This is a genomic window from Tardiphaga sp. vice304 (assembly GCF_007018905.1).
Lineage (GTDB): Bacteria > Pseudomonadota > Alphaproteobacteria > Rhizobiales > Xanthobacteraceae > Tardiphaga.
In genome coordinates this window covers 2,885,948-2,910,952 of sequence record NZ_CP041402.1, presented here as the reverse complement: position 1 = coordinate 2,910,952, position 25,005 = coordinate 2,885,948, and the positions used below count along the sequence as shown (strand labels likewise).

The 25,005-nt window shown below is 62.6% G+C and carries 25 protein-coding genes and 1 tRNA gene; 10 read left to right on the top strand and 16 right to left on the bottom strand.

Annotated features, from left to right (window positions below):
* Positions 1-988 precede the first annotated feature (988 nt).
* From FNL56_RS13855 to FNL56_RS13815, 9 genes are all read right to left on the bottom strand, one after another.
* Complete coding sequence (locus tag FNL56_RS13855) at positions 989-2,434, bottom strand: AAA family ATPase (RefSeq protein ID WP_143582097.1); 1,446 nt, start codon at positions 2,432-2,434, stop codon at positions 989-991.
* A complete protein-coding gene (locus FNL56_RS13850) occupies positions 2,434-2,658 on the bottom strand; it encodes a hypothetical protein (RefSeq protein ID WP_143582096.1) in 225 nt (74 codons plus the stop codon). The genes FNL56_RS13855 and FNL56_RS13850 overlap by 1 nt, the downstream gene beginning before the upstream one ends.
* 411 nt (positions 2,659-3,069) lie before the next feature.
* A tRNA-Pro gene (locus FNL56_RS13845) sits at positions 3,070-3,147 on the bottom strand.
* A 92-nt stretch (positions 3,148-3,239) separates the two neighbouring features.
* The gene (locus FNL56_RS13840; RefSeq protein WP_143576160.1) at positions 3,240-3,944 is read right to left on the bottom strand and encodes a MerR family transcriptional regulator; all 705 of its coding nucleotides are present in this window, start codon (positions 3,942-3,944) and stop codon (positions 3,240-3,242) included.
* 55 nt (positions 3,945-3,999) lie between these two features.
* Positions 4,000-4,335: an integration host factor subunit alpha gene (locus FNL56_RS13835; RefSeq protein WP_143577911.1), complete on the bottom strand. Its 336-nt coding sequence runs from the start codon at positions 4,333-4,335 to the stop codon at positions 4,000-4,002.
* A 128-nt stretch (positions 4,336-4,463) separates the two neighbouring features.
* A complete protein-coding gene (locus tag FNL56_RS13830; protein ID WP_143573245.1) occupies positions 4,464-5,441 on the bottom strand; it encodes a beta-ketoacyl-ACP synthase III in 978 nt (325 codons plus the stop codon).
* Positions 5,438-6,493 carry a phosphate acyltransferase PlsX gene (gene plsX / locus FNL56_RS13825; RefSeq protein ID WP_143573243.1) on the bottom strand — a complete coding sequence of 352 codons (1,056 nt, stop codon included), beginning with the start codon at positions 6,491-6,493 and terminating at the stop codon, positions 5,438-5,440. Before plsX ends, FNL56_RS13830 begins: the two co-directional genes overlap by 4 nt.
* A 258-nt stretch (positions 6,494-6,751) precedes the next feature.
* Positions 6,752-7,354, bottom strand: coding sequence for a YceD family protein (locus FNL56_RS13820; protein ID WP_143573242.1), 603 nt, complete (start codon positions 7,352-7,354; stop codon positions 6,752-6,754).
* The gene (locus FNL56_RS13815; RefSeq protein ID WP_143573240.1) at positions 7,351-7,902 is read right to left on the bottom strand and encodes a ubiquinol-cytochrome C chaperone family protein; all 552 of its coding nucleotides are present in this window, start codon (positions 7,900-7,902) and stop codon (positions 7,351-7,353) included. The genes FNL56_RS13820 and FNL56_RS13815 overlap by 4 nt, the downstream gene beginning before the upstream one ends.
* A gap of 105 nt (positions 7,903-8,007) precedes the next feature.
* On the opposite strand from FNL56_RS13815, the gene FNL56_RS13810 reads away from it, so the two are divergent.
* Positions 8,008-8,478 (top strand): outer membrane protein assembly factor BamE, encoded by a 471-nt coding sequence (locus FNL56_RS13810; RefSeq protein WP_168202934.1) that lies wholly within the window; start codon positions 8,008-8,010, stop codon positions 8,476-8,478.
* Between the two features lie 126 nt (positions 8,479-8,604).
* On the opposite strand, the gene FNL56_RS13805 is transcribed toward FNL56_RS13810, so the two are convergent.
* The 3 genes from FNL56_RS13805 to FNL56_RS13795 are packed head-to-tail and all read right to left on the bottom strand — an operon-like array spanning position 8,605 to position 13,777.
* Positions 8,605-11,661: an efflux RND transporter permease subunit gene (locus tag FNL56_RS13805; RefSeq protein WP_143573236.1), complete on the bottom strand. Its 3,057-nt coding sequence runs from the start codon at positions 11,659-11,661 to the stop codon at positions 8,605-8,607.
* The gene (locus FNL56_RS13800; protein ID WP_143582095.1) at positions 11,658-12,731 is read right to left on the bottom strand and encodes an efflux RND transporter periplasmic adaptor subunit; all 1,074 of its coding nucleotides are present in this window, start codon (positions 12,729-12,731) and stop codon (positions 11,658-11,660) included. Before FNL56_RS13800 ends, FNL56_RS13805 begins: the two co-directional genes overlap by 4 nt.
* The gene (locus tag FNL56_RS13795) at positions 12,728-13,777 is read right to left on the bottom strand and encodes an efflux RND transporter periplasmic adaptor subunit (RefSeq protein WP_246660953.1); all 1,050 of its coding nucleotides are present in this window, start codon (positions 13,775-13,777) and stop codon (positions 12,728-12,730) included. Before FNL56_RS13795 ends, FNL56_RS13800 begins: the two co-directional genes overlap by 4 nt.
* Before the next feature lie 120 nt (positions 13,778-13,897).
* Here FNL56_RS13795 and FNL56_RS13790 point away from each other — a divergent pair, with 120 nt between their 5' ends.
* From FNL56_RS13790 to mog, 6 genes are all read left to right on the top strand, one after another.
* On the top strand, positions 13,898-14,527 hold the full coding sequence (locus FNL56_RS13790; protein ID WP_143573230.1) for a TetR/AcrR family transcriptional regulator: 630 nt from the start codon (positions 13,898-13,900) through the stop codon (positions 14,525-14,527).
* Between the two features lie 182 nt (positions 14,528-14,709).
* Positions 14,710-15,714 (top strand): Bug family tripartite tricarboxylate transporter substrate binding protein, encoded by a 1,005-nt coding sequence (locus tag FNL56_RS13785; RefSeq protein ID WP_143573228.1) that lies wholly within the window; start codon positions 14,710-14,712, stop codon positions 15,712-15,714.
* A gap of 58 nt (positions 15,715-15,772) precedes the next feature.
* Positions 15,773-16,270 (top strand): peptide deformylase, encoded by a 498-nt coding sequence (locus FNL56_RS13780; RefSeq protein ID WP_143573226.1) that lies wholly within the window; start codon positions 15,773-15,775, stop codon positions 16,268-16,270.
* Positions 16,271-16,483: 213 nt separating this feature from the next.
* Entirely contained in the window at positions 16,484-18,286 is a 1,803-nt protein-coding gene (locus FNL56_RS13775; protein WP_143573224.1) for an NAD(P)/FAD-dependent oxidoreductase, read from the top strand.
* Between the two features lie 162 nt (positions 18,287-18,448).
* Positions 18,449-18,574: a hypothetical protein gene (locus tag FNL56_RS28415; RefSeq protein ID WP_441351289.1), complete on the top strand. Its 126-nt coding sequence runs from the start codon at positions 18,449-18,451 to the stop codon at positions 18,572-18,574.
* Positions 18,575-18,833: 259 nt separating this feature from the next.
* A complete protein-coding gene (gene mog, locus FNL56_RS13765; protein ID WP_143582546.1) occupies positions 18,834-19,355 on the top strand; it encodes a molybdopterin adenylyltransferase in 522 nt (173 codons plus the stop codon).
* 22 nt (positions 19,356-19,377) lie between these two features.
* Here the strand turns inward: mog and FNL56_RS13760 are convergent, their stop codons facing one another.
* The 3 genes from FNL56_RS13760 to FNL56_RS13750 all read right to left on the bottom strand — a co-directional run bounded on the left by FNL56_RS13760 (position 19,378) and on the right by FNL56_RS13750 (position 21,568).
* Positions 19,378-20,277, bottom strand: coding sequence for a LysR family transcriptional regulator (locus FNL56_RS13760; protein WP_143573223.1), 900 nt, complete (start codon positions 20,275-20,277; stop codon positions 19,378-19,380).
* Entirely contained in the window at positions 20,270-20,449 is a 180-nt protein-coding gene (locus FNL56_RS13755; protein ID WP_143573222.1) for a hypothetical protein, read from the bottom strand. The genes FNL56_RS13760 and FNL56_RS13755 overlap by 8 nt, the downstream gene beginning before the upstream one ends.
* A gap of 204 nt (positions 20,450-20,653) precedes the next feature.
* Entirely contained in the window at positions 20,654-21,568 is a 915-nt protein-coding gene (locus tag FNL56_RS13750) for a formate/nitrite transporter family protein (RefSeq protein WP_246661537.1), read from the bottom strand.
* A 187-nt stretch (positions 21,569-21,755) separates the two neighbouring features.
* On the opposite strand from FNL56_RS13750, the gene FNL56_RS13745 reads away from it, so the two are divergent.
* Positions 21,756-22,208 carry a DUF3429 domain-containing protein gene (locus tag FNL56_RS13745; RefSeq protein WP_143573220.1) on the top strand — a complete coding sequence of 151 codons (453 nt, stop codon included), beginning with the start codon at positions 21,756-21,758 and terminating at the stop codon, positions 22,206-22,208.
* A gap of 7 nt (positions 22,209-22,215) precedes the next feature.
* On the opposite strand, the gene FNL56_RS13740 is transcribed toward FNL56_RS13745, so the two are convergent.
* Entirely contained in the window at positions 22,216-22,623 is a 408-nt protein-coding gene (locus FNL56_RS13740; protein WP_143573218.1) for a thiol-disulfide oxidoreductase DCC family protein, read from the bottom strand.
* A gap of 199 nt (positions 22,624-22,822) precedes the next feature.
* Here FNL56_RS13740 and FNL56_RS13735 point away from each other — a divergent pair, with 199 nt between their 5' ends.
* Both FNL56_RS13735 and FNL56_RS13730 read left to right on the top strand, forming a co-directional pair.
* Positions 22,823-23,752, top strand: coding sequence for a hydrogen peroxide-inducible genes activator (locus FNL56_RS13735; RefSeq protein ID WP_143573217.1), 930 nt, complete (start codon positions 22,823-22,825; stop codon positions 23,750-23,752).
* A gap of 159 nt (positions 23,753-23,911) precedes the next feature.
* Positions 23,912-24,901: a TerC family protein gene (locus FNL56_RS13730; RefSeq protein ID WP_143573215.1), complete on the top strand. Its 990-nt coding sequence runs from the start codon at positions 23,912-23,914 to the stop codon at positions 24,899-24,901.
* Positions 24,902-25,005 lie beyond the last annotated feature (104 nt).

Sequence of the window (25,005 nt, the reverse complement as noted above, 5' to 3'; positions counted from 1 at the left end):
ATCCCTGTCAAGGGTGCAGCAACATAGCCGAGCGATGCCGTAGTTGCGGTCGATTCCATGGACGCGGCGCTGAGCTAATCCCACCTTTCGCTCGAACTCAACAGGGCTGAGGTGGCTGATCTTCGATTGGCGCCGTACCGCGTTGGAGAACTGCTCGATATAGCGAAGGCATCGCCTTGGCCTCATTTTGGAGCGGCTGGCTTGCGTTTGGAGCGCTAAGTTTTAAGGGACGAGAAGAGGTTCTTTATGCCCCGCGATCTAACAGATTGCCGGACCGGCTCGTGTTGAAATTGCGGATGTCGGACATCAGCGCTAGAACTGGTCGCTGGCGTACTGGCCGCCCCGATCCCAGTGCTGCACCAGGGCGTCCGGCTTGCAGCGCAGCAAAACCGCCTGCAGTGCATCCACGACCAGTGGGGCTGCGATGCCGGTGCTTCTGGACCGACCACCCGGCGCGATAACAGGTCAAGACCTAGGGCCACCTCTCGACCGTCCAACTCTAGGTGAATTCCGTAACCAAAATGGATCCTTAACTAGACGAACCCCGAATGCCGGACGGCAAAGCACGACTCCAAACTCTCGTCTTCAGCCCACACGCAGTGCGCCGACTAATATAAGAGTCAAAAAAATGGGGTAATCGAGACGATTTCTCGCGGGTGGCATAAGCCCCCGACAAGGAGGGGGCCCGATGGAGGGACCCGCGTTATATTACGGCACACGTCCTGACACAGGTCTCGCTCGAAGTCGGTCTCGCTGAAGAGGGTTAGGTCAGGCCATACTTCTCCAGTCGTGTCACCCCCCCGTGTCTTAAAGACACGGGGGGTGACACTGGCATCTGCCCGAGCTTTCGTGCTTTCTGACACCAGCCTGCCACAAGCCAGCCTGAGACTTTGCTACGCTATTCAAATTTAGAGGCGGCAGTTGGGGCATCGAGGAAAAACATGCCGCCTCGCTGTGGCAGCCGACAGCGCCACAGCGGTGGTAAAACCTAGATCAACGAATATCTCGTGCCCCTTTTTAAAAATATACCTCCATCGACCGCTGACTGAACTACCCGGGATACTCCTTTGTTATCTAGTTGCGCTAAATTGCCGGGCTTCAAACGGGCGTCGTTCAACAGCTTGGCCATTGCCGCCTGAGTAAGCCCCGGGAGCTCACTGAATTCGCCAGTGGACGGAGCTGTCTCATGGTAGTTGCGCACTTCACTTACAAGCATGCCGACACGGTCAGCGCGTGTATCGCTCCCGCCAGCTTTCGCCTCAAGAACCCGATTTCGAGGACTGATTGGCTCAACAAGACAGCTACTGATCGCACTGCCCCAATTGTCGCGCCCGAGGTCGACCGGCTTGAGCCGGAAGCTTCCAATATCCGCTTTTTCGGCATCGCGCATTTTCTTCACTGAAATTTGCACGTCGCCCCTTGATTCTTGCAGTTCCAAACAGAAATCTACGTCGCCCATAATTGCACTCGACCCCCTCATGCCGCGCGCAGTTGTTTTGCCTGTATGGTGCACAAGCACAAACGCACAATTGAGCTCTTCTGCCAAAGCCCGAAGTTTGCCGAGCGCGACATTCATGTCAGAAGAAGAATCTTCGTTAGCGCCTGCAACCGCTTTGGAGAAGGTGTCAATAATCACAAGGCCGACATCCACTCCCGACCGCTCGCTGCAATAAGTGATTGCTTGCCGGATCGTTTCCACTGCGCCCGCCTCGCACAGATTTGGGATTCCATCATGAACTGCGATATCGCCGCTATCAAAGCTGCGTGCAGAGTATAGAGCTTTTAAGCGCCCCATGATGCCTGCGTGTCCTTCGCCATACATGTAAAGGACGTCGCACTTGTTAGTTCGCAGTCCAAACCAATCGCGGCCTTGCCTCACAGCATCAGCAAGGTGGAGCGCCAAAAAGCTCTTACCAATATTTGGGGGGCCATAAACTACTCCCACAGAAACTCGGGGAATATTCCTATCGACGACATAGTCGATCGATGTGAAATTTTCGATTAGCGCTCCTGCACGTCGAACAGCTTGGCGCTTTAGCCAAAGGCGTGCGACGGAAAGATCGTCATAGTCCCAAGCAAGACCTTCGTCTTCGGGATCATTGCTCCAGCACTGACCGCAAGAAGTTTGAAAGTGAGCAAGACACTGCGCGAGCCCCGGCGCTGAAAGATAGGGCCACTTTGCCATAACAAGTTGAGTCAGAGACTCCCGGTTTCTCGCAAAATTAGCGGGTTTTTTATCTTCCCAAAGACGTCTGAACTCTGAGTTAAGTTCGTGGAGCATGAAGATTTCATGCCCTTCAGGAAATAGATCCCCATAATGTGCGCTTTTGATTTTGCCAACGACCCAGCGCTCGTCTGCTGTCATCACCGGATCATTCAAAGCGGGGTCTTGAACAATTGCTGTCGTCGTTTGCGATTTAATTGCCGTCGACATCACATGACCCCCTGATCGCGGGAGGTCGCCATGACGGTTTCCGGCCAGCGATTCAATGACCCGAACTTCGTCGGCGCCGGGATTTTTCCCTCAGCAATCCAACGAGCAAAGGTTGACGCTGCAGGATTGCCGAGAATGGCCAGATAAAGATCACGACCACCGAGTCGCGCTGGATGAGGGAAGTCAAATGGGATTGCGCTAAGCTTTTTGCCGTCGAGGGGCATGGCTCTCTCCTGAGCAGTTGCGTTTGTAGGGCTCAGGACGCCGCTCCCGAAGGTCGGCTTACATAAAGTGGCGTTCTTCCATACCGGCTCGTTTCGCAGGGAAACTTCGGTAATTTGCTGACGCAAACCATCGGTGCACCGATGTTAGGATTTTGGTAGGCACGCCACCCGCCCCCTCATCCTACGCCGCGACATGTCCGTTCCGCGACGCTTGCTGATGTATATGGATAAAGTCCGATATTCTTCAATCAAACGTACTTACAGAATAAGCAGTCGGACCATGCTCGCAAGACGTGCCCGCGGTCTACTGTCACCGATATTGAAATTGTGAGCAGGCATCAAAAGGTTTCCCTAGGGTTTCCCTCAGGTTAGCAGCCGAAAGCAAAAACACAATTAACCTATTGAAAAGATTGGTCGGAGCGAGAGGATTTGAACCTCCGACCCCTAGTCTCCCAGACTAGTGCGCTAACCGGGCTGCGCCACGCTCCGACGATGCCGCATCCTGTAGCTTTGATCCGGGCCGGGCGCAAGAAGCTTGGCGACGATTACGCCTGCGATCGCCACCGGCGATCTTCGCGACCTCAGCCGTCCTTCATCGCCGCATCGAGCGCCTGCCGGCACGCCAGCAGGTCCTCCAGCGCGGCGCGGAGGCGCGCGCGGTCGCGCTGCCGAGCGGCACGGTCGATGGCCGGCGCCGGTGCAGGACGCGGCTCGGGTGGTGCTTGCGGGCGCGGCCCCTCGAAGCGCGGCAGCGGCGCGGCTATGTCGGGCTCGCGACGGGGCGAAAGATCGGGTTCACGCCGTGGCACGACGCCGGGCTCGCGCCGGACCTGCATCATGGGCTCGCGGCGGACTGCAAGTTCGGGTTCGCGGCGGGCGACCACCGGGACCGCCTCCTCCTCGTCCTCCTGCTCGTCGATCTCGGCCTCGGCCTCCACTGACTCGTCATCGGGCTCGTCATCAACCGGCGCCCGCTTCGCGTCGGGACGCGGCGGGGCGAACGCCGGCGCGGCGTTGCCATCGACCAGTCCCTGCACCGCCTTGATGCCGTTTTCCTTCAGGATGCGCTGCACGCCACGGATGGTGTAGCCCTCGCCGTACAACAGGCGGCGTATGCCGCGCAGCAGGTCGACGTCGTCGGGGCGGTAGTAGCGCCGGCCGCCGGAGCGCTTCATCGGCTTGATCTGGGTGAACCGGGTTTCCCAGAACCTCAGCACATGCTGGGGAATGTCGAGGTCGTCGGCGACCTCGCTGATGGTTCGGAATGCATCCGGCGCTTTGTCCAAATGCTGGATCCCCAATTTCATCGGTCAGCGCTCCGCGAGACAGCGGGCTGCAAACTCACTCGTCGTGTGCTTCCTTGCCTTTACCGGCCGAAGCGTCGCCATTGATGCGCTGCTTGAGAATCGCCGACGGCTTGAACACCATCACCCGCCGCGGCGAAATCGGTACCTCGGTGCCGGTCTTGGGATTGCGGCCGATGCGCTGGCCCTTCTTGCGCACCATGAAGGAACCGAACGACGACAGCTTCACCGTCTCGCCCTTCTCCAGGCAATCGGTAATTTCCTTCAGAACCAGTTCCACGAACGCAGACGATTCCGTGCGCGAGAGGCCCACCTTTTGGTAGACCGCCTCGCACAGATCGACGCGTGTGACTGTTTTTCCCGTGCCCGTCATCGCCTGCCCCAACTCTCGGCGAACAAAATTGTTGTCAGAAATTATGAGGTTAACGACCAATGGTCAACAGCGCTCATCGATGCCGCGGCATCGAAGTTCATGACAATGCGAGATAATTTGTAATCAGCCTACCAGCGGATCAGCGCCGAGCCCCAGGTGAAGCCGCCGCCCATCGCTTCCAGCAACACCAGGTCACCCTTCTTGATGCGGCCGTCGGCCACCGCGACCGACAATGCCAGCGGGATCGAGGCCGCGGAGGTATTGCCGTGCAGATCGACCGTCAGAACCACTTTTTGCGGCGCGATATGCAGCTTGTGCGCGGAGGCGTCGATGATGCGCTTGTTGGCCTGGTGCGGCACGAACCAGTCAATGCTCTCGGCGGTCGCGCCGGTGGCCTTGAACGCATCGACGATCACGTCGGTGATCATGCCGACCGCGTGCTTGAAGACTTCGCGGCCTTCCATGCGCAGATAGCCGACGGTCTGGGTCGAGGACGGCCCGCCATCGACATAGAGCTTTGACTTGTGGCGGCCGTCGGAGCGCAGATGCGTGGTCAGCACGCCGCGGTCGGTGGCGTCGCCGGGCTGCGGCTGCGCGTCCAGAATGATCGCGCCGGCGCCGTCGCCAAACAAAACGCAGGTGCCGCGGTCGGTCCAGTCGAGAATGCGGGAGAACGTCTCGGCGCCGATCACCAGCGCGCGTTTGAAGGCGCCGGCCTTGAGGAAATTGTCCGCCGTGGCGAGCGCGAAGACGAAGCCCGAGCACACCGCCTGCAGGTCGAACGCGGCGCCATGGTTGATGCCGAGCGCGTGCTGCACCGAGACCGCGGTGGCGGGGAAGGTGTTGTCCGGCGTCGACGTCGCCAGCACGATCAGGTCGATCGATTGCGCATCGATGCCGGCATGCGCGATCGCGGCCTGTGCGGCCTTGATCGCCAGATGCGAGGTGAACTCGCCTTCCGCGGCGATGTGGCGCTGGCTAATGCCGGTGCGCTGCACGATCCATTCGTCGGAGGTATCGACCTTGGCGGCCAGTTCGGCATTGGTCAGGATCCGCTCCGGCAGATAAGAGCCGCAGCCGAGCACGACCGAACGTATCGAAGTCACGAGACAGCCTCCTGCGCGGGCGCAAGGGAAGCGCCGGCGTCGCGGTTGAGCATCAGATTGATCTTGGTGAGCAGATCGTAACTGACCATGTCATAGCCAACATCGATCGCGTAGGCAAAGCCGTCGGAATTGGTGCCGCCGTGGCTCTTCACGACGATCCCTTTCAGTCCGAGGAACACCGCACCGTTGGACTTGTTCGGGTCCATCTTTTCGCGTAGCGCCTGGAAGGCATTTCGCGCAAACAGGTAGCCGATCCGCGAGCGCCAGGTGCGGCCCATCGCGGAACGCAGATATTCGGCGATCTGCCGCGCGGTGCCCTCGGCGGCCTTCAGCGCGATATTGCCGCTGAAACCTTCGGTGACGATGACGTCGGCGGCGCCCTTGCCGATGCCGTCGCCTTCGACAAAGCCGATGAAGTCGAGTTGCGGCAGGTTCGCGGCGCGCAGCAGTTCCGCCGCCTCGCGGATTTCCTCGCCGCCCTTCATCTCCTCGACGCCGATATTGAGCAGGCCGACGGTCGGGCGCTCCAGATCGAACAGCGCGCTGGCCATCGCAGAGCCCATCACCGCCAGCGCCTTCAGATGGTGCGCGTCGCCGCCGATCGTGGCGCCGAGATCGAGAACCACCGAATCGCCGCGTGCGGTCGGCCAGATCGCCGCCAGCGCCGGCCGGTCGATCCCCTCCAGCATGCGCAGGCAGAATCGCGACATCGCCATCAGGGCGCCGGTGTTGCCGGCGGATACCGCGACATCGGCCTCGTCCTTCTTCACGGCGTCGATCGCCTGCCACATCGACGAGACCTTGCGGCCGCGGCGCAGCGCCTGGCTCGGCTTGTCGTTCATGCTGACGGCAACGGTGGTGTGAAACACCTTCGACACCTTCTTCAGCGCCGGATGCTTCGAAAGCTCCGCCTCGATCAACACGCTGTCGCCGAACAGCAGGAATTCGCTGTCGGGATGGCGGGTGAGGGAAATGGCGGCGCCGGGGATGACCACCGATGCGCCAATGTCGCCACCCATGGCGTCAAGCGCGATGCGAACCTTTTTCGGCATGAACGTCCCGGAAGCCTGTCTCTGGCAGCCCTGAGAAGCGGGCCGCGACGGATGCCCACCGCGAGAGCTGGCGAGCGGCGAAGGTATCAATTATCTGTACGGAGCGGGACAATAGCGTTTCCCCGTGCCGATACAACATCTTGACCGCATGCTTTTGCTGCGTAAGGCGGCTTGGGCCGGAATCGCTCCCGATCGGCCCACTCGGGGGCATCCGGCGTTAACAACCAGAAACCGGCCAGATGTGCTGCCCGATTTTGCTCAGTCGCCGCGCGATCCGCCGGTCCAGCCCTTCGGCTTCTTGGCATCCGGGCCTTCCTTCAGGACCTTTAGCGCCGCGAACGGATGTTCCTTGGGGTCGACCTGTTCGACCGGCGCCACGAATACGGCGTCCGCCTTGCGCGGATAGGGATTGAGCCCGAGGTACAGCGCATCGGTGGCGAGCCGGCCGATGTCGATGAAGCCGTTCTCGATCGGCTCCGGCGGATCCGGGGTCTCCTCGTCGCTCTCGATGTCCTCGTCGACCGAATCGGCCAGTTCGCGGATCTGCGACGGCGGCGCGAAAACGAGATCGATTTCCTCGTCGAAATCGCTTTCCATCGGGTCCAGCGTCACCACGCAGGTCTGCCCGACCCGGCCCCAGACCCGGCCGGTCACATGGACATGCCCGCCCTTGATCGGGGTCAGCAGCAGCGATGCCTTCGCCGAGCCCACGCCCAGCAGGCCACCGAGGGCCGCCATGGCCTCCCGCTCGCCCGGATTGGCCTCGATGTCGCGCGCCACCCCGGTTTCCGGGATCTGCATCACGGCAATCGGCACGCTCCAGGGATTCGACGTATCCGTCGGTCGGTCGGGTCTGCTCATGTCTTTACCAATGTTGCTGCGGGCTGCGGGAATCGCCACGCGCCGGATGTCAGGGTCGTCTCGTCCAACTGGCCCAGGTCGCGGACCGCCGCCTCGACGTAGGAAACCAGCCGCCGGGCGTGCTCGGGATCGACGCCATTGTAGATATTCTTCGACAGCGCCTGCGCCAAGGGCTCGGGACCTGCGTCCCAAGCCATATCATAGGCGGCGGCGCGACCGTAAAGCGCGCGGCCGAATTCCTGCATTTTCTTCGGCACGCGCAGGTCGGCGGTACCGAGCTCACGCAGATTGTCGTCCATATCGGTGCAGAAACGCTCCACCAGCGCCTGCGAGAACTCTCTCGGCGCGCCTTTCAGCTTCAGTTCGCGCAGCGCCAGCCACAGATGCAGCAGCAACATATCGAAACGGCCATCGACGCTGTCGCGGACGCCAAGCTCCCGATAAAACAGAGGTTCTCGCGCTTGCGCCACGATCATGCCATAGATGGACTCAATGGTGCCGCGCAACGGCGTCGGGGTCTTCCTGAAGAGATTGAACGGCCAGACCATCTTGAGTTCCTCAGGCGGGCCCTCCGGGCGCGCATGTTGCATTCGGAAGCTCTGCCCGGTACGTCAACGCCTCGACCGATGCAAGAGGACGGGGTCCGCTCCACGATGACAATTTCGAGCCACACCGGCGCGCAAGCGCAGCCGAAGCGCGGTTTTCGCCGCCTGCTCGGCGCGCTGACCGCCGCCGTCGTCTGCCTGTCGCTGGGCGCCTGCGCCGAGCAGTTTCAGAAGGGCTACATCCTGCCGATCGGCGCGCTGGAGCAGATACCGATCGGCGCCAGCCAGGACCAGGTGCTGATCGTGATGGGGACGCCTTCCACCGTCGCAACCCTGAGCGGCGAGGTTTTTTATTACATCTCACAGCGCGCCGAGCGCCCGGTCGCCTTCATGCGGCAGACAGTCACCGACCAGCGCGTGATTGCTATCTATTTCGACAAGAACCGCCGCGTCGAAAGGCTTGCCAATTACGGTCTGCAGGACGGCAAGATCTTCGACTTCATCAGCCGCACCACGCCGACCTCCGGCCAGGAAATGAGCTACCTGACCCCATTGTTCAAGCTGATCAGCTTCCGCTAGCCCCGTCCGGGGATCTCCCCGGACCACATGGCTGACGATAGCGAGATCCCCGCGGGGGTCTTGCGATCGTCCCGGCCGACACAAGCCGTGATTCCCGGTTCATGCTGATCTCAACGGCCGCGCCATTCATGCGGGCTTGCTCTGGTCCGGCGCCTTGATGCGAAACCAGGCGACGTACAGCGCCGGCAGAAACAGCAGCGTCAGCACCGTTCCGACGATGATGCCTCCCATCATGGCGTAGGCCATCGGGCCCCAGAAGATCTCGCGTGAGATCGGAATCAGCGCGAGGCTTGCGGCGGCTGCCGTCAGCAGAATGGGCCGCATGCGATGCTCCGTTGCTTCGACGACGGCTTCCCAGGGCGGTTTGCCCTCTTCCCTGAGATGCTCGATCTGCACGATCAGAATGACCGAGTTGCGGATCAGGATGCCGATCAGCGCCAGCACGCCGAGGATGGCCACGAAGCCCAGCGGCGCGCGGCTTGGTAACAGGGCGGCGACGACGCCGATCAGAGCGAGCGGCGCCACCGCGAACACCAGGAACAAGCGGTGGAAGCTCTGCAACTGCATCATCAGGATGGTCGCCATCGTGAACAGCATCATCGGGATCACAGCCAGAATCGGCGCCTGCGACTTGCCGCTCTCCTCGACCGCACCGCCCACCGCGACGTAATAGCCGGCCGGGAGTTTCGCGGAGAATTCAGAGATCGGCGCCTTGAGGTGGGTCACCACGGTAGCGGGCTGCGTGTCGTCGCGAATGCCGGCCTTCAAGGTGATGGTCGGAAGCCGTGATCGGCGCCAGATCGTCGGTTGCTCGAGTTCATAGCGGAACGTCGCCACTGCCGCGAGCGGGATGGACTGGCCGCTGTTGCCGGACAGCTGCAGATTGCGCAGTGTTTCGATCGAACCGCGTTCCGTTGCGTTGGCGCGGCCCAGCACCTTCACCAGATAGATGTCGTCGCGCACCTGGGTGATCGACGTTCCATTGACAATGCCGTTCAGGGTGGTCGCGATATCCTCGGAGGTAACGCCGAGCTGGCGTGCCTTGTCCTGCAACACATCGACCTTGACGACGCGCGCCGGCTCCATCCAGTCGAACACGACGTTGTCGAGGTGCTGGTTGCCCGAGATGATGCCGGCGAGTTGCTGGGAGTAGGCCCGGACCCGGGCTATGTCCGGACCGCTCATGCGATACTGCACGGGTCGTCCGACCGGCGGCCCGATATCGAGCAGCTTCACGAACGCGTCGGTGCCGGGAAAGGTCTTCGTCAGATAGGCCTGCAATTCGCCCCTCAAGCGGTTTCGGTCCGCGAGGCTCTTCGTCACGATCACCATCTGGCCGAACGACGTGTCGGCCGGCTGCACGTCGAAAGACAGCAGGAAACGTGGTGCCCCCTGTCCGACGTAGGTTGACCAGTGATCGATACCGCTACTTTCCTTCAGCGCTTCCCGCTCGAACCGGGCCATCTGCTCGTTGGTCTCTGCGATCGAACTGTTTTGCGGCAGGTTCCAGTCGACGACCAGCTCGTTGCGGTCGGACGACGGAAAGAACTGGTTCTGAACGTAACGCATGCTGAACACCGACAGAGCGAACGCCGCTATCGTCACCGCAATGGTAAGCCATCGCCGACGCATGCACAGCGCCAGCGCCCGGCTGAACCAGGTTGCAAACCGGCCCTTGTTTTCGTGGTGGCTTTTCATGGTGGCCGGCAGGATGGTCACGCCGAGCAACGGCGTGAAAAGCACGGCGACGATCCACGACGTCACGAGGGATACCGCGATCACGACGAACAGCGTGAACGTGAATTCGCCGGCGGCGCTATCATTGAGGCCGATCGGAATGAAGCTGGCCACGGTCACCAGCGTGCCGGTCAGCATCGGAAAGGCGGTGGACGTGTAGACGTAGGTCGCGGCCTTGGCGAGCGTATCGCCGACCTCCAGACGCGCCACCATCATTTCCACGGCGATCATGGCGTCGTCCACCAGCAGACCAAGCGCGATGATCAGCGCCCCCAACGAAATCCGCTGCAGCGAGATGCCCGTATACGACATAACCAGAAAGGTGATCGCGAGGACCAGCGGGATCGAGATGGCGACGACAAGCCCGGCGCGCATGCCCAGACTGATGAAGCTGATCGCCAGCACGATCACGATCGCCTCGAACAAGGCGCGGGTAAAGCCGGAGACCGCCTCGTCGACGATCTGGGGCTGGTCTGAAACCAGATGCACCTCGGCTCCGACCGGGAGATCGCCGGTGATTCTCGCCATTTCCTTTTTGAGGGCTTCGCCGAACTCGAGCAGATTGGCACCGGCCTTCATGCCGATCGTCAGCCCGATCGCCGGCTCGCCCTTGTAGCGGAACAGCGAGGTCGGCGGGTCGGTATAGCCGCGGCGCACGGTGGCGACATCGGTCAGCGGAAAGAACCGGTCGTTGACCCGCAGATTGATCGCCTTCAGGCTTTCTTCCGAGGTGAACTGCCCGCTGACCCGGACACTGATCCGCTCCGGACCGGCCTGCAGCACGCCCGACGGCGTGACCGCATTCTGCGCCTGAAGCGACGTGAGGATCGAGCGCTGATCGAGACCGAGCGCCGCAATCTTGCGGGTCGAGAATTCCAGAAAGATGACTTCGTCCTGGGCGCCGACGATATCGACGCGTCCGACGTTCGGCACCTGCAGCACCTTGGCGCGAACCTCCTCGACTCGGTCCCGCAACTGGCGCTGTGTCAGGCCATCGCTGGTGAAGGCATAGATGTTGCCATAGACGTCGCCGAAGCGGTCGTTGAAGACCGGTCCGACGACGCCGTCGGGAAACTGCCCCTTGATGTCGTTGATCATGTTCCGGACGCGGACCCATGTCGGGTTGACGTCGCGCGCCTTGGTCGTGGCCAGCAGATTGACAAAAACGGTGGTCTGGCCCGCCGTCGTGATGCTCTTGGTGTATTCGAGCGACTCGAGTTCCTCGAGCTTCTTCTCGATGCGGTCGGTGACCTGGCGCGTGGTGTCCTCGGCCGAGGCGCCGGGCCAACTGGCCTGGATCACCATGGTCTTGATGGTGAAGGCCGGATCTTCCTCGCGCCCGAGGTTCAAATAGCTGAAGAACCCGGCCACCATGAACGCGATCATGAAGTACCAGACCAGCGAGCGATGATGCAAAGCCCAGTCGGAAAGATTGAAATTTTTCACGCCGAGGCTTCCTGTTCCAGACGGATTTTCTGGCCTTCCTTGAGATGATGAACGCCAGCGGTCACGACGCGCGCACCGGCATCGATGCCGCTGGTGACGGCCACCGAGCCGTCATTGTTCGTGATGATCTGCACGTCACGCAGATGGACCGACTTGGTGGCCGGATCGACCAGCCAGACGCTTGATTTGCCGTCCCTGGTCAGTATCGCGGTTGCCGGCAGCCGGAAGCCGCGCGTCCTCTTCTCCGGGATCAGCGTGGTGATGGTCGAGCCCAGCCTGAACGTTTCGGGCGGCGCCTCCAGCGTGATGCGGATCCGGCGTGCGCGGGTAACCTGATCGGCCTGCGGGGCGATTTCGCGCACCTTGCCGGAAACGCGGATTTGCGGGTTCAATTGCAACGCGACCGTCAGCGGCATGCCGATCAGCAGCGCGCCCGCCACATCGTCGGAAACATCGATGACCGCCTCGCGGATGTCGGGCCTGGCCACGGTCACGACGGTATGGCCGGGATTGACAATCTGCCCGACCTGGACGCTCACCGCGGTGACGACGCCGCCATATTCGGCGTTCAGTTTGGTGTAGCTGAGTTGTTCGCGGGCTTTCGTCACAGCCGACTGCGCGCGTATCACGGAAGCCTCGGCGGCTGCATTGCTTTCATCGGCGCTGTCGAGCGTAGCCTTGGTGGTGGCGTCGGTCTCGATCAGGGTGCGCTGACGTTGGGCCGTAGCAGCCGCATTGACCAACTTCCCCTGCGCCGTCGTCAGGTCCGCCAGCGACGAGCGCACGGCAAACTCCGCTGCAAATGCATCGACCGAGGCGAGCATCTGACCGGCCGCGACCGTATCGCCGACATTGACCGGTCGGGAGATCAGCCGCCCCAGCATGCGAAAGCCGTAGTCGGTCTTGAATTGGGGTTGAACCGTGCCGACGACCGATACCGTCGCAGCTTCGAGCGGCTCGACAACCATGGAGAGCACGGGCCGGATCGCCTCCGGCGCAGCGGGCTTTTCCTGGCAGCCGGCCATTGCGCCGCAAAGAGCGATCACGCCGATCAGTCGAGCCGCCGTCATGCCTGAGCCCCTTCATATGTAATGATTTGCGCCGGCCGCAGCAGTTTGCCGCCGTCGATGACCACCCGTTCGCCCGCCGCAAGGCCGTCGCTGACGACGAACGCGTTGGTCTCGTAGGTTTCAATCACGATGCTTCGCAGTGATACGGCGTGGCTCTTGGGATCGATGACCCAGACCGCAGGACCGTTCACGTCGGACGTGAGCGCGCTCCATGGCACCACGATCTTGTCGGCGGGCACGGTTCGCCCCTCGCCGCTCAGCGGACTGTTCAGCGTCATGGCTGGCGGCGGGTTCTGAATCGACATCTTGACCCGGACGGTCGAATTCTTCGGATCGACCGTGGGCGACACCTCGCGAATGCGGGCGAGCGCCGTGACGGAAGGATCTGACAGCAAATTCACCGTGATGGTGTCGCCGTCCACGGGGCGCAGGAAGATCGACTCATAGACATCGAATACGGCGTCGCGCGCGCCGTCTTCGGCCAGCGTGTAGGCAGACTGGGCGGATTGAGCGACCTGCCCGACTTCGACATTGCGGGCCGTAATGATTCCGGACGCGCTGGCGCGCAGATCGGTATAGGTCAGCGCGTCGGTCGAGGTCCCCAACTGCGCCTTGGCGGCCTCAAGCGTTCCCTCGGCGGTCCGCAGCCCCTGTTGCGCCTGATCGAACGAGACCCGCGTGGTGAAGCCACTTGCCATCAGGGTCTTCTGCCGTTGAAACGTCGCCGTCGCGACCCGCAGCTGCGCTTCGGCCGCCGTGACCGCGGCCTTCGCTCCTTCGAGATCGGCTTTTTGCTCGGTAGGATCTACCCGCGCCAGAACATCGCCGGCGTTGACGTGGGCACCGACATCCACCAGTCGCTCGGTGACCCGTCCGCTGACGCGGAACGACAGTTCGGTGCTGACGCGGGCCTGGACGTCCCCGGTCAGCCGGATCACCGTCTGCCGTGGCTGGGGCCGGACGACTTCGCTTTTCACCATCGCAGGGGAACGAGCTGGCGTGCGGGCAGGTTCGCAAGCTGCCAGGAACAATGCGAGCGGCATCATAAGACAGTTCCAAACGACTCGCGGCACCATGCGACGACCTGCTCCAACAATTCGTCTGAAATCCATATAATTGACTAACTCGAAAGTCAATAATATAACAAGTTTGAAATGAGTATTGAGATGCCTGCTAAAATCAAGAAAACGCGAGCGCGGCGCAAGGCCGAACGCCCCTCCGAGATTCTGGATGCGGCCTTCGAGGAGTTCGTCAAGAATGGCTACGGCTCGACGCGGCTGGAAGATGTCGCCACGCGCGCTGGCGTCACCAAGGGAACGATCTACTTTTACTTCGAGACCAAGGAGCGGGTTTTCGAGGAGATGGTCCGCCACACCTCTCTCGGTTTCTTTCCTGACTTTGAAAGCTACGCCGCGAAACTGCAGGGATCCTACACGCGCCGGCTGCATGACCTAATGGTCTTCGTGTTTGGACGGATTGCCGAGAGCCGGGAATCGCGCGAGACGCTTCGCTTCCTGATCGCGGAGGGGACCAGGTTTCCAGATCTCGTCGAACGGCACTACGACGAATTCGTCAAGCCGACGATCGACCAGTTTCAGAAGATCATCCAGGCCGGCATTGCCGCCGGCGAATTTCGGGCGGCGCCGGCGACGTCCTTCACCGAGATCGTCATGAGTCCGGCCTTGCTGTTGAGCCTGTGGGCGCTGTTGTTCGGAAGCCGCAAGCAACTCGATGTCGCGGCTTTCACCACAGCGAGCATCGATCTGTTCATGCACGGACTATCCGCCTCCAAGTAGGTCAATGGCGGAAGCGGCGTGCGGGGATGGCGTGGCCTTCGCGGCAGTCCCGGATGGTGCCGCGACGTCACGGTGACGTGGCTTTACCCGCGTCAACGGGCGTCTTGCCGATCTCGCCGTGCCGCTCTACGGTTTGCACCAAGACCAAAAAGTCATAACGACAAAGTTCAGGGAAGAAACCGATGACCCGCTTGATCACGCGCCGCGGCGTGCTGTCCGCTGCTGCCGGTCTGTCAACCGCCGCGATCCTGCCACGCAGCTCCCTCGGCGCCGGTGAATGGCGCCCCACCGAAACCGTCCGCGTCATCGTCCCCGCGGCCGCCGGCGGTTCGACCGACGTGATGGGCCGCCTGCTGGCCGCGCACCTGCAACCCGTCTGGGGGCAATCCGTGGTCGTGGAAAACCGCTCCGGCGGCGGCGGCACCATCGGTACCGCCGAAGTGGCCCGCCTCAAGGGCGACGGCCATACCATCCTGGTCGGCAATCCCGGCCCCAACGCCATCGCCTACAGCATCTTCAGAAACCTCAGCTACAAGGCCGAGCAGTTGCAGCCGGTCAGCAACATGATCCGGATCCCGAACATCGTCTGCGCGCACCCGTCGGTGCCGATCAAGACCATCCCGGAGCTGATCGCCTATATCAAGGCCAATCCGGACAAGCTGAACTACGGCTCCTCCGGCGTCGGCCAGAGCCCGCATCTGACCGGCGCGTGGTGGCTGCAGCTCACCGGGCTGAAGATGCAGCACGTCCCGTTCCGCGGCGCAGGACCTGCGCTGCAGGCGGCGCTGGCCGGCGACATCCAGATCCTGTTCGACAACCTCTACCCGTCATTGCCGCAGGTGCTCGACGGCAAGCTCACCGGCCTCGCCGTCACCACGCCGGAGCGCAGCGCGCTGGCGCCGAACGTGCCGGCGATGCGCGAGACGGCGCCCGAGTTGGCCAAGTTCGACGTCGCCTCCTGGTTCGGCGTGTTCTATCCGAAGAGCACACCCTCGGCCGCCGTCGACTCGCTGAACAGCGAGATCAAGGTGCTGCTGGCCCGCGCCGACACCCAGAAAACCATCGCGGCAATGGGTGCCGTGTCCGACTACGGCACACCGGCGCAGTTCTCGACCTTCGTCGAGGCCGAGACTGCCAAATTCAAGACCATCATCGACAAGGAAGGTCTGCAGATGGAGGTTAAGTGAACCGACGCTATCGCCGCGGCCGCTAGCGCCGCGGCGGTCGAAGCGGTAGACCGCCTTCATGACCATCCGCCCGATCGTGCGCTACCCCGATGCCCGCCTGTCGCTGCGCGCGCAGTCCGTCGTCTCGTTCGACGGCGCACTGCGCGAGCTGGCGAATGATCTTCTCGACACCCTGCATGCCGCGCCCGGCATCGGCATCACCGCGCCGCATGTCGGCGTATCGCTGCGCGTGGTGGTGCTCGACCTCGACGCGGTCACCGGCGCGCGCAGCTACATCAATCCGGAAATCGTCTGGACCTCGCCGGAGATGATCACGCATCAGGAGGGCAGCGTCTCGATGCCCGGCGTCAACGGTGACATCCAACGTCACGCCCGCGTGCGGATTCGCTATCAGGACCTTGACGGGGCATCACAAACCGAAGAATCCGACGGCCTGCGCGCGGTGTGCCACCAGCACGAGATCGACCAACTCGACGGCATGTTCTGGATGCAGCGGCTGTCGCGCCTCAAGCGCGACCGGCTGATTAAGAAATTCGAGAAGCAGTTGCGGGGCTGATGGGCCGCGGCACGCGTCGCCTTTTCGCCTTCGAATTTTTTGCGGCCCTCCTCGTTTCCGCCTCGCCTCTGCGGCGTGAAGTGTTACGCTTGGCTGTTCCTGGAATGACCCGGCGCGGGGTGAACTCACCTGTCGCCGGCTTCTTCGCTGCAATGCAGCGAAGCGCAGACAAGCGCGCCACAAGGCGCCATCGGCACATGGGAGGACATCATTATGCTCGACAAGGCCCCGAACGGAAAAGTCTCCAAACTGCTGGCGACGCTGGACAGCGCTCTGACCGCCGGCGACATCGACCGCGCGCTCGACCTGTTCCAGACCGACTGCTACTGGCGCGATCTCGTCAGCTTCACATGGAATATCAAGACCATGGAGGGCAAGGATCAGGTCCGCGCGATGCTGCAGGCGCGGCTTGCCGGCACGAAACCGTCGGGATGGAAGATTGCCGATGGCGAGGCAGCAACCGAGGCCGACGGGATCATCGAGAGCTGGATCCAGTTCGAGACCGCGGTCGCCCGCGGCTTCGGCCATCTCCGCCTGAAGGAAGGCCGGATCTGGACGCTGCTGACCACCATGGTCGAACTCAAGGGCTATGAAGAGCCCGTCGGCTTCGACCGGCCGATGGGCGCCAAGCACGGCGTCGACCGCGATCGCAAGACCTGGAAGGAAGAGCGCGAGCAGGAGACCGCCGAGCTCGGCATTTCGCGGCAGCCCTATTGCCTGATCATCGGCGGCGGCCAGGGCGGCATCGCGCTCGCAGCCCGGCTGCGCCAGCTCAAGGTGCCGACCATCGTGATCGAGAAGAACGAACGCCCCGGCGACAGCTGGCGCAAGCGCTACAAGTCGCTCTGCCTGCACGATCCGGTCTGGTACGACCACCTGCCCTATCTGCCATTCCCGCCGAACTGGCCGGTGTTCTCGCCGAAGGACAAGATCGGCGACTGGCTGGAGATGTACACCAAAGTGATGGAGCTGAACTATTGGAGCTCTACCACCTGCAAGAAGGCGACGTACGACGAAGCGGCGGGCGAATGGACCGTGATTGTCGAGCGCGACGGCCGCGAGATCGTGCTGAAGCCGAAGCAGCTGATTCTGGCGACCGGGATGTCGGCCAAACCCAACATCCCGAAATTCGAGGGCATGGATGTCTTCAAGGGCGACCAGCACCATTCGTCGCAGCACCCTGGGCCGGACGCTTACAAGGGCAAGAAGGCCGTCGTCATCGGCTCGAACAATTCCGCCCACGACATCTGTGCAGCACTTTGGGAAGCCGGCGCCGACGTCACCATGGTGCAGCGCTCGTCCACTCACATTGTAAAATCGGACTCGCTGATGGAAATCGGGCTGGCGCCGCTTTACTCCGAACAGGCGGTGCGCTCCGGCATGACCACGGCGAAGGCCGATTTGATCTTTGCCTCATTGCCCTACAAGATCCTGCACGAATTCCAGATCCCGGTTTACAATGCGATCCGCGAACGCGACGCGGATTTCTACAAGCGCCTCGAGACCGCCGGCTTCATGCTCGACTTCGGCGATGACGGGTCCGGGCTGTTCATGAAGTATCTGCGCCGCGGCTCCGGCTACTACATCGACGTCGGCGCCTCCGAGCTTGTCGCCGATGGCAGCATCAAGCTGAAGAGCGGCGTCGATGTGAAGAAGTTGACCGAGCATTCGGTGATCCTGACAGACGACACCGAACTGCCCGCCGATCTGGTGGTCTACGCCACCGGCTACGGTTCAATGAACGGTTTCGCCGCCGACCTGATCTCGCAGGAAGTCGCCGACAAGGTCGGCAAGGTCTGGGGCCTCGGCTCCAACACGACGAAAGACCCCGGCCCGTGGGAAGGAGAGCAGCGTAACATGTGGAAGCCGACCCAGCAGCCCGGCCTGTGGTTTCACGGAGGCAACCTGCACCAGTCGCGGCACTACTCGCAATTCCTGTCGCTGCAGCTCAAGGCCAGGATGGCAGGCATCCCGACCGACGTCTACGGACTGCAGGAGGTGCATCATCGCGGCTGAGCGACCGGATGCCAACCGTTCAGCCGCCGAAGATCGCATCCTGGTCCATGCGCACGGCGCGCAGCACACGGGTGGCTCGCCACCGCGCCTCTTGGGTGGCAATGCCGTAGGTGATCAGCAGCGAACGGCGCGGGGCGGTTTAATCATCGCGCGAAAGCCGCAATGCTGTTCCTGGGCGCAGGGGGCGGACACGCTGGCCTGTATGATCCCGACTATGATTTCCCGGACGAATTGATCGGCGTCGGTGCGCGCGTCTTCATGCGCACGCTGCGCGATCTGCTGGGCTGACGAATTCTTCTCATGGCCGAAACGGCCGCCAGTCACGAAATCAGCCAGCCAAATGCGCGACGCAGGAACGCCTGGCCTCTCTCTGCAACCGGCGTCCCCTGGGCCATCAGATCCCGTCGTGCTGCACGGACAGGCCGGTGACAGCCTGCTGTTCGACGGCAGCTTGCTGCATGGCGAAACATGCAACCGCCCCGGCGAATTCGCCGGAGCGACGTGCTATCAGTCCCGCGAACACGATCAACCTATATGGAATCCAGCCGTGGTACGCATCGGCATTTTGACCGTCTCCGATCGCGCCGCGCGCGGCGAGTATGCGGATCTGGGCGGCCCCGCGGTCGTCGACTGGCTGCGCCGCGCTATCGTCACGCCGTGGGAGCCTGTCAGCCGTATCATCCCGGATGGTATCGACAGCGTTCGCGACGCGTTGATCGCGCTGTGTGACATCGAAAGGGTCGACCTGCTGTTGACCACCGGCGGCACCGGCCCGTCGCCGCGCGATTGCACGCCGGAAGCAACCGAAGCGGTGATAGAGCGCGTGATGCCGGGCTTCGGCGAAGCGATGCGGCTGGCCAGCCTCAAGCATGTCCCGACCGCCATCCTCTCGCGCCAGACCGCTGGCCTGCGCGGCGCCTGCCTGATCGTCAGCCTGCCCGGCAAGCCCGCTTCGGTGGCGGTCTGTCTCGATGCGGTGTTCGCCGCGATCCCGTTTTGTCTCGATCTGATCGGCGCAGGACGCATCGAGACGGATTCCGCGGTGATCGAGGCATTCCGGCCGCAATGATGCGGCCGGAATGCCGCGGCTCTCATGACATCGCCGTCAGCACCGGCACCAGTTGCCTCGCCTCGTTGACCAGAGCGGCAGTAAGCGCCGGCATCGGATCGCGTTTCGGATAGATCAGGCCGATCATCGTGCTGGCGTCGGGCGCCACGATCGGCACCGCGGCCAGCTCCGGCGGCATCGACCAGTCTCCCGCCATGATGCGCGGCATCACGGTGGCCAGTCGTCCGGCACGCAGATGGGAAAGCCGCACGGTGGAATCGTTGCATTCCAGCGCCGGCTGCACGGCGACGCCGACCTCCTGGAAGATGCGATCGTAGATGCGGCGATTCCTGGTATCCTGCAACGGCAGGCACAGCGGCAGCGTCGCCACCTCGTCCCACGTCACCGTCGCCTGGTCCATGAACGGCAGGCTGCGCGAACAGACCAGGCAGTAGCGCTCGTGATAGAGCGGCAGTTCGGCGTTGCGGCCGCCCGACTCCTCGTCGAGGTAGCTGACGCCGACATCGGCTTCGATATTCTCGAGCCGCGACAGCAGTTCGGCCGAGCTACAGGTAGCGATCGTAACATGCACGCCGGGATAGCGCACCCAGTAGGCATTCGTCAGCAGCGAGAGGATCGGCAAAGCCGTGGAAATCGCGGCGATCCGCAGATGACCGGAATTGCCCTGCTTCATCAGCTCGATCTCGGCGTTCATCGCGCGAAACTCACCGACGATGCAGCGTGCCCAGTCGAGAATGCGCAAGCCCTCCGGCGTGAAGCCCATGAACCGCGCGCCGCGATCGACCAGCAGGACGCCGAATTGCAGCTCGAGCTGTTTCAGCGCCGCCGAAAGGTTCGGCTGCGACACGCCGCAAACATGCGCCGCGCGGCCGAAATGCTTCTCCTTTTCAAGCGCCAGGAAATACTCGAACTTGTCATACATGGCGCGTTACCTGAAGAAACACCTGTGCATCCGAACTTCCGGTATTCCCGCCTGATTCCGGCGGCTCGGGCGCAAGCGCAACGTCCTTGATCGCGATCGGGAGGTCATTCAGATACGCCTCGCCGCCGCCGGGCGCGGCGAGCATCTGCAGGCAACCGCGTCCCCACGTCATGCAACATCGGCTCCGATGACGAGGCATGAGCGGGCTGCGCATCTACCCGGCCCGACGCCATGCTTGTCATGCATCGGACATCGCCATGGCGCCCGTTCTGGATCCGAGCCCGCCGGTGATACGCCGATGCGACCATTTTGGTTTTACGCAAATCAAGATGTTACGGCGCCGAAGTCCGTTTCCACGATCGCTGACCAGGCGCCCCTATTTCCCGGCAGCCGCGGTGTTTCCCGGCGCGGACTTGCCCTCGGTCTCGGCCAGCGGCAGCGGTGTCAGGCCGCCGAGACTCTTGCGGTAGATCACCCAATAGACGAAGCCGACAAAACCGCCGCCGCCGACAATGTTACCGAGCGTTGCAGGAAGGATGTTGTGCGCGATGTTGAGCAACGTGACGGTCGATACATCGACGCCGCCCGGCACATGCCCGGTCTGCACCAGCACCCAGGCCATCGGCAGGAAGAACATGTTGGCCACGCAGTGCTCGAAGCCCGCGGCGACGAAGCAGGACACCGGCAGCCACATGCCGATCATCTTGTCGGTCACCGAACGACCGGCATAGGCCAGCCAAACGCCGAGGCAGACCAGCAGATTGCAGAGGATTCCCTTGAAGAAAATGGTGACCATATCGGGCGCCATCTTGCCGATGGCCAGCTTCAGCACCGCCGCGCCCGCCTCGCCCTTATTGAGATCGACGAAATGCGACACGTACAACAGGAACACCAGGCCGAGCGCCCCCACCAGATTTCCGCACCAGACCAATGTCCAGTTGTGCAGTGCCTCTGCGGTCCGGAGCTGGCCGTTGCACCAGGCCATCACGATCAGGCAGTTGCCGGTGAACAGTTCGGCGCCGCCGATCATCACCAGCGCCAGTCCCAACGTGAACACCGTGCCGCCAAGCAACCGCTGCAAGGCAAAGCCAAGCCTCGGATCGGCCAGCACGATCAGGAAGAACATGCCACCAAGGCCAATCGAGCCCCCCGCCACGACCGACAGCATGAACTCGGGCAGGAACGGGCTGCGCGCTTTCTTGACGCCCAGTTTCTCGACCCTGTCCTGAATTTCTGCAGGCGAATAGGCGTCCGAGCCGAACATTTGCGAAGTTGCGTTGTTATCCGCCACCGGTCACTCCTTCTTTTGCGCGGAGTACAGAAGCGCAGTTTGGCGGGTTGGACGTTGCGCTGGGTCACGATGCCGGCAACAGATGCCAGAATGCGTGAGCCGGACCGGCTTGATCGTCGTGACGGCCTGGGCGAAGCTCCCCACGCAAGCCTTGGCGGTTTGCGCATTCGGATAGGAAAAAGACGTCTTGCCAATTGAAACAACCGCGGTCCCCTCCAGCGCGGCATGGCTGGGCGGGCTTGGAGCCGTGCCGTTCATCGCCCTGGCGGGGGCGATGCCCCTGCTCGACGGAGCGACCCGACCCGGGGTCGCCTACGCGCTGCTCGCCTATGGCGCGACGATCCTGTCGTTTTTGGGCGGCATCCATTGGGGCCTGGCCATTTCGCCCGCGGGCAGCCCGGACACAACGAGACGTGCGGCCCGAATGATCCTCAGCGTGACGCCGTCGCTGGTCGCGTGGGTCGCCCTGCTCGTCGCAGGAAACACCGGACTGTTGCTGCTGGCCATCGCCGTGGCCGCCATGCTGGCGATCGATCTGCGGGCGACGCGGCTGGGCGATGCACCGCCCTGGTATCCGAAGCTCCGGATTCCGCTCAGCTGCGTGGTGGTGGCGTCGCTGCTGGTCGGGGCGCTGCTGTAACGTCGGCTCACGGCATGCGCGGCAAAACCCGTCCGGCAAGACGGGACAGATAGGGCCGCACCGGCAGAAACGCCCGATAGGCCAGTTCGAGCACCGGGAGCACGCCCGGCAACGCCGCCACGCGCGCCGCCCAGCGCCATTTGGGCAGCCGCGTCCACACCTCGACGAAAGCGGCTGCGCCCGACAGGATGCGCCCGTCCGCCGCACGGACATGGAAACGGGCCATCGCGCCCTGTTGCGTGACGCCGTCGGGGGTGACGGCGCCGGTCGCGGACACGTCGACGAAACAGATCGCGCCAGCCTGGTCGAGCCGGCGGTAATAGCCGATCTCGGCCTGGCACAGCGGGCAGGAACCATCGAAATAGACGGTGGAGGGCGACAGTGTGCGGTCCGGGGTACTGTGATCGTCGCCCATATTGCATTCCCGTTTCCGTCGGCTTTGGCCGGCGAGGTTACGATAGCATGCATCCCGTGCTCGGCGCCATTGAGATCGGCCGAAAGGTTCGGCCAGCGCCGCGTTGGCGATGTTGCCGGCGGCCGGCCCGCGGATCGCCTGTGTCGCAACATCTGAGCAACGCCGATAGCGTATCACGATCGCGTCAGGGAGTTTTCACATGCCGACACTTCGCCAGTTGGAATATTTAGTGGCCATCGCGGACGTCGAACATTTCGGACGGGCAGCGGACGCCTGCCATGTTTCGCAGCCAACGCTCAGCCAGCAGCTTCGCGCGCTGGAAGAACGACTTGACGTCGTCTTGATCGACCGGCGCAATCCGGGGGTCGAGTTGACCCCGGTGGGGCGAGAGATCACCGCGCGCGCACGCCGGGTGATCATCGAAGTTCAGGACATCCGCGACCTCGCGCGGCGCTCCAGAGACCACCTCGTCGGCACCCTCCGGTTTGGTGTGACGCCCACTCTGGGACCATATCTCATGCCGCCGATCGTTGCCGCGCTTCACCGCGAGCAGCCCGACCTGAGACTGCACATCAGGGAGGGTATCCCCGAAGAGCAGGCGCTCTTGCTGTCCCGGGGTGGCCTGGACATGCTGCTCGGACCGCTGCCGATCGAGGGAGGCGATATCGAGATCCAGCCCTTGTTCCGCGAACGGCTGTTCATCGTGGCAGCTCCCGACCACGCGCTGTCGCAACGCGCCAAGTTGCGCCTGTCGGATCTGTCAGGTGCCAAGGTTATCAGCCTCGAACCACGTCATCATCTGCATCGACAGGTCGCTGAAGTCTGCGCCGATCTCGGCATGGTGCTGTTGCGCGACTACGAAGGCACCAGCCTCGACAGTATCCATCAGATGGCGGCCTCGGGTGTGGGACTGGCGATCCTGCCGGAGCTTTACCTGCGATCGGATGTCGGCGGACTGGCGGGTGTCAAAGTGCTCGACCCCAAGGGATGGAATTTCACGCGCAGCATCGCAGCCGCCTGGCGATCGGGTGCCGCCTATGGCGACGCCTACCGCGCCATTGCCAATCGCGTCGATGCGGAGGCGCGCGCTTTGCTCGGCACGCCAAGAGTCGGCGCCGCGCCTCGATAGGCTGAGACTATCACGATTAACGCAAAATCCGATTAGCCGCCTATCGACCCGGCGACTAGATTGACCGTGCGGACCGGGCCCCTCTGACGACTGGCAAGTCGTGATGTCGGATCGAGATGAAACCGCTCGTGGAAAGAGCGTCTGGATCGGATCGGACCAATGGAATTTCTGGAATTGATGTGGCTCGGCAAGCCTTTATGGCTGTGGCTTGCTTTCCTTGCCATCGTGGTCACGTTGCTGGCGCTGGATCTTGGCGTGTTGCACAAGAAGCAGCGCGAAATCGGCGTGACCGAGAGTCTCGCGCTGTCCGCCGGCTACATCAGCCTCGGCCTCGTGTTTGGCGGCTGGGTCTGGTGGTACCTCGGCGAAAAGGCCGGGCTCGAATATGTCACCGGCTTCGTCATCGAGAAGAGCCTGGCGATGGACAACGTGTTCGTGATCGCTATGATCTTTAGCTACTTCGCAATCCCGCGCCAGTATCAGCACCGGGTTCTGTTCTGGGGCATTCTCGGCGTCATCATTCTGCGCGCGATCATGATCGGGCTTGGCTCGGCGCTGGTTGAGAACTTCGGCTGGGTGCTCTACGTCTTCGCGGCCTTCCTGATCCTGACCGGCATCAAGATGTGGCTGACCGCCGACAAGGAGTACGATGTCGGCTCAAGCGGCGCTCTGCGCTTCATCAAGAAAACCCTTCCGGTGACTGAAAACCTGCATGGCAACCGGTTTTTCGTGCGGCAGCCGCACCGGAAAACTGGCAAACCGGCTTGGTTTGTAACGCCGCTGTTCCTGGCGCTGGCGATGGTCGAAATCGTCGACGTCGTCTTCGCCGTCGATAGCGTGCCTGCGATCTTCGCGATTTCCACCGATCCGTTCATTGTCTACACCTCGAACATCTTCGCCATCCTCGGCCTGCGCGCGCTCTACTTCGCGCTGGCAGCGATGGTGCACCGCTTCCACTATCTGAAATATGCGCTCGCAGTGCTGCTGGTGTTCATCGGATCGAAGATCTTCATTGCCGATGCGTTTGGTCTGATGAAGATTCCGCCCGCGGCATCGCTGTCGATCACCTTTGCCATCCTCGCGGCGGGCGTGGGGTGGTCGCTGTGGAAGACGCGCGCGCAGCGCCCCGGCGTGGAAGGCGCGGGTTGATATGAATTGGCTGGCGATCGCCCCGTGCACCGCCAGCCAGTTCGGCGTGCTACCTTATCCATATTAGAATCCACTGCGATCGGATCGAGAGCGTCGGCCGTTCC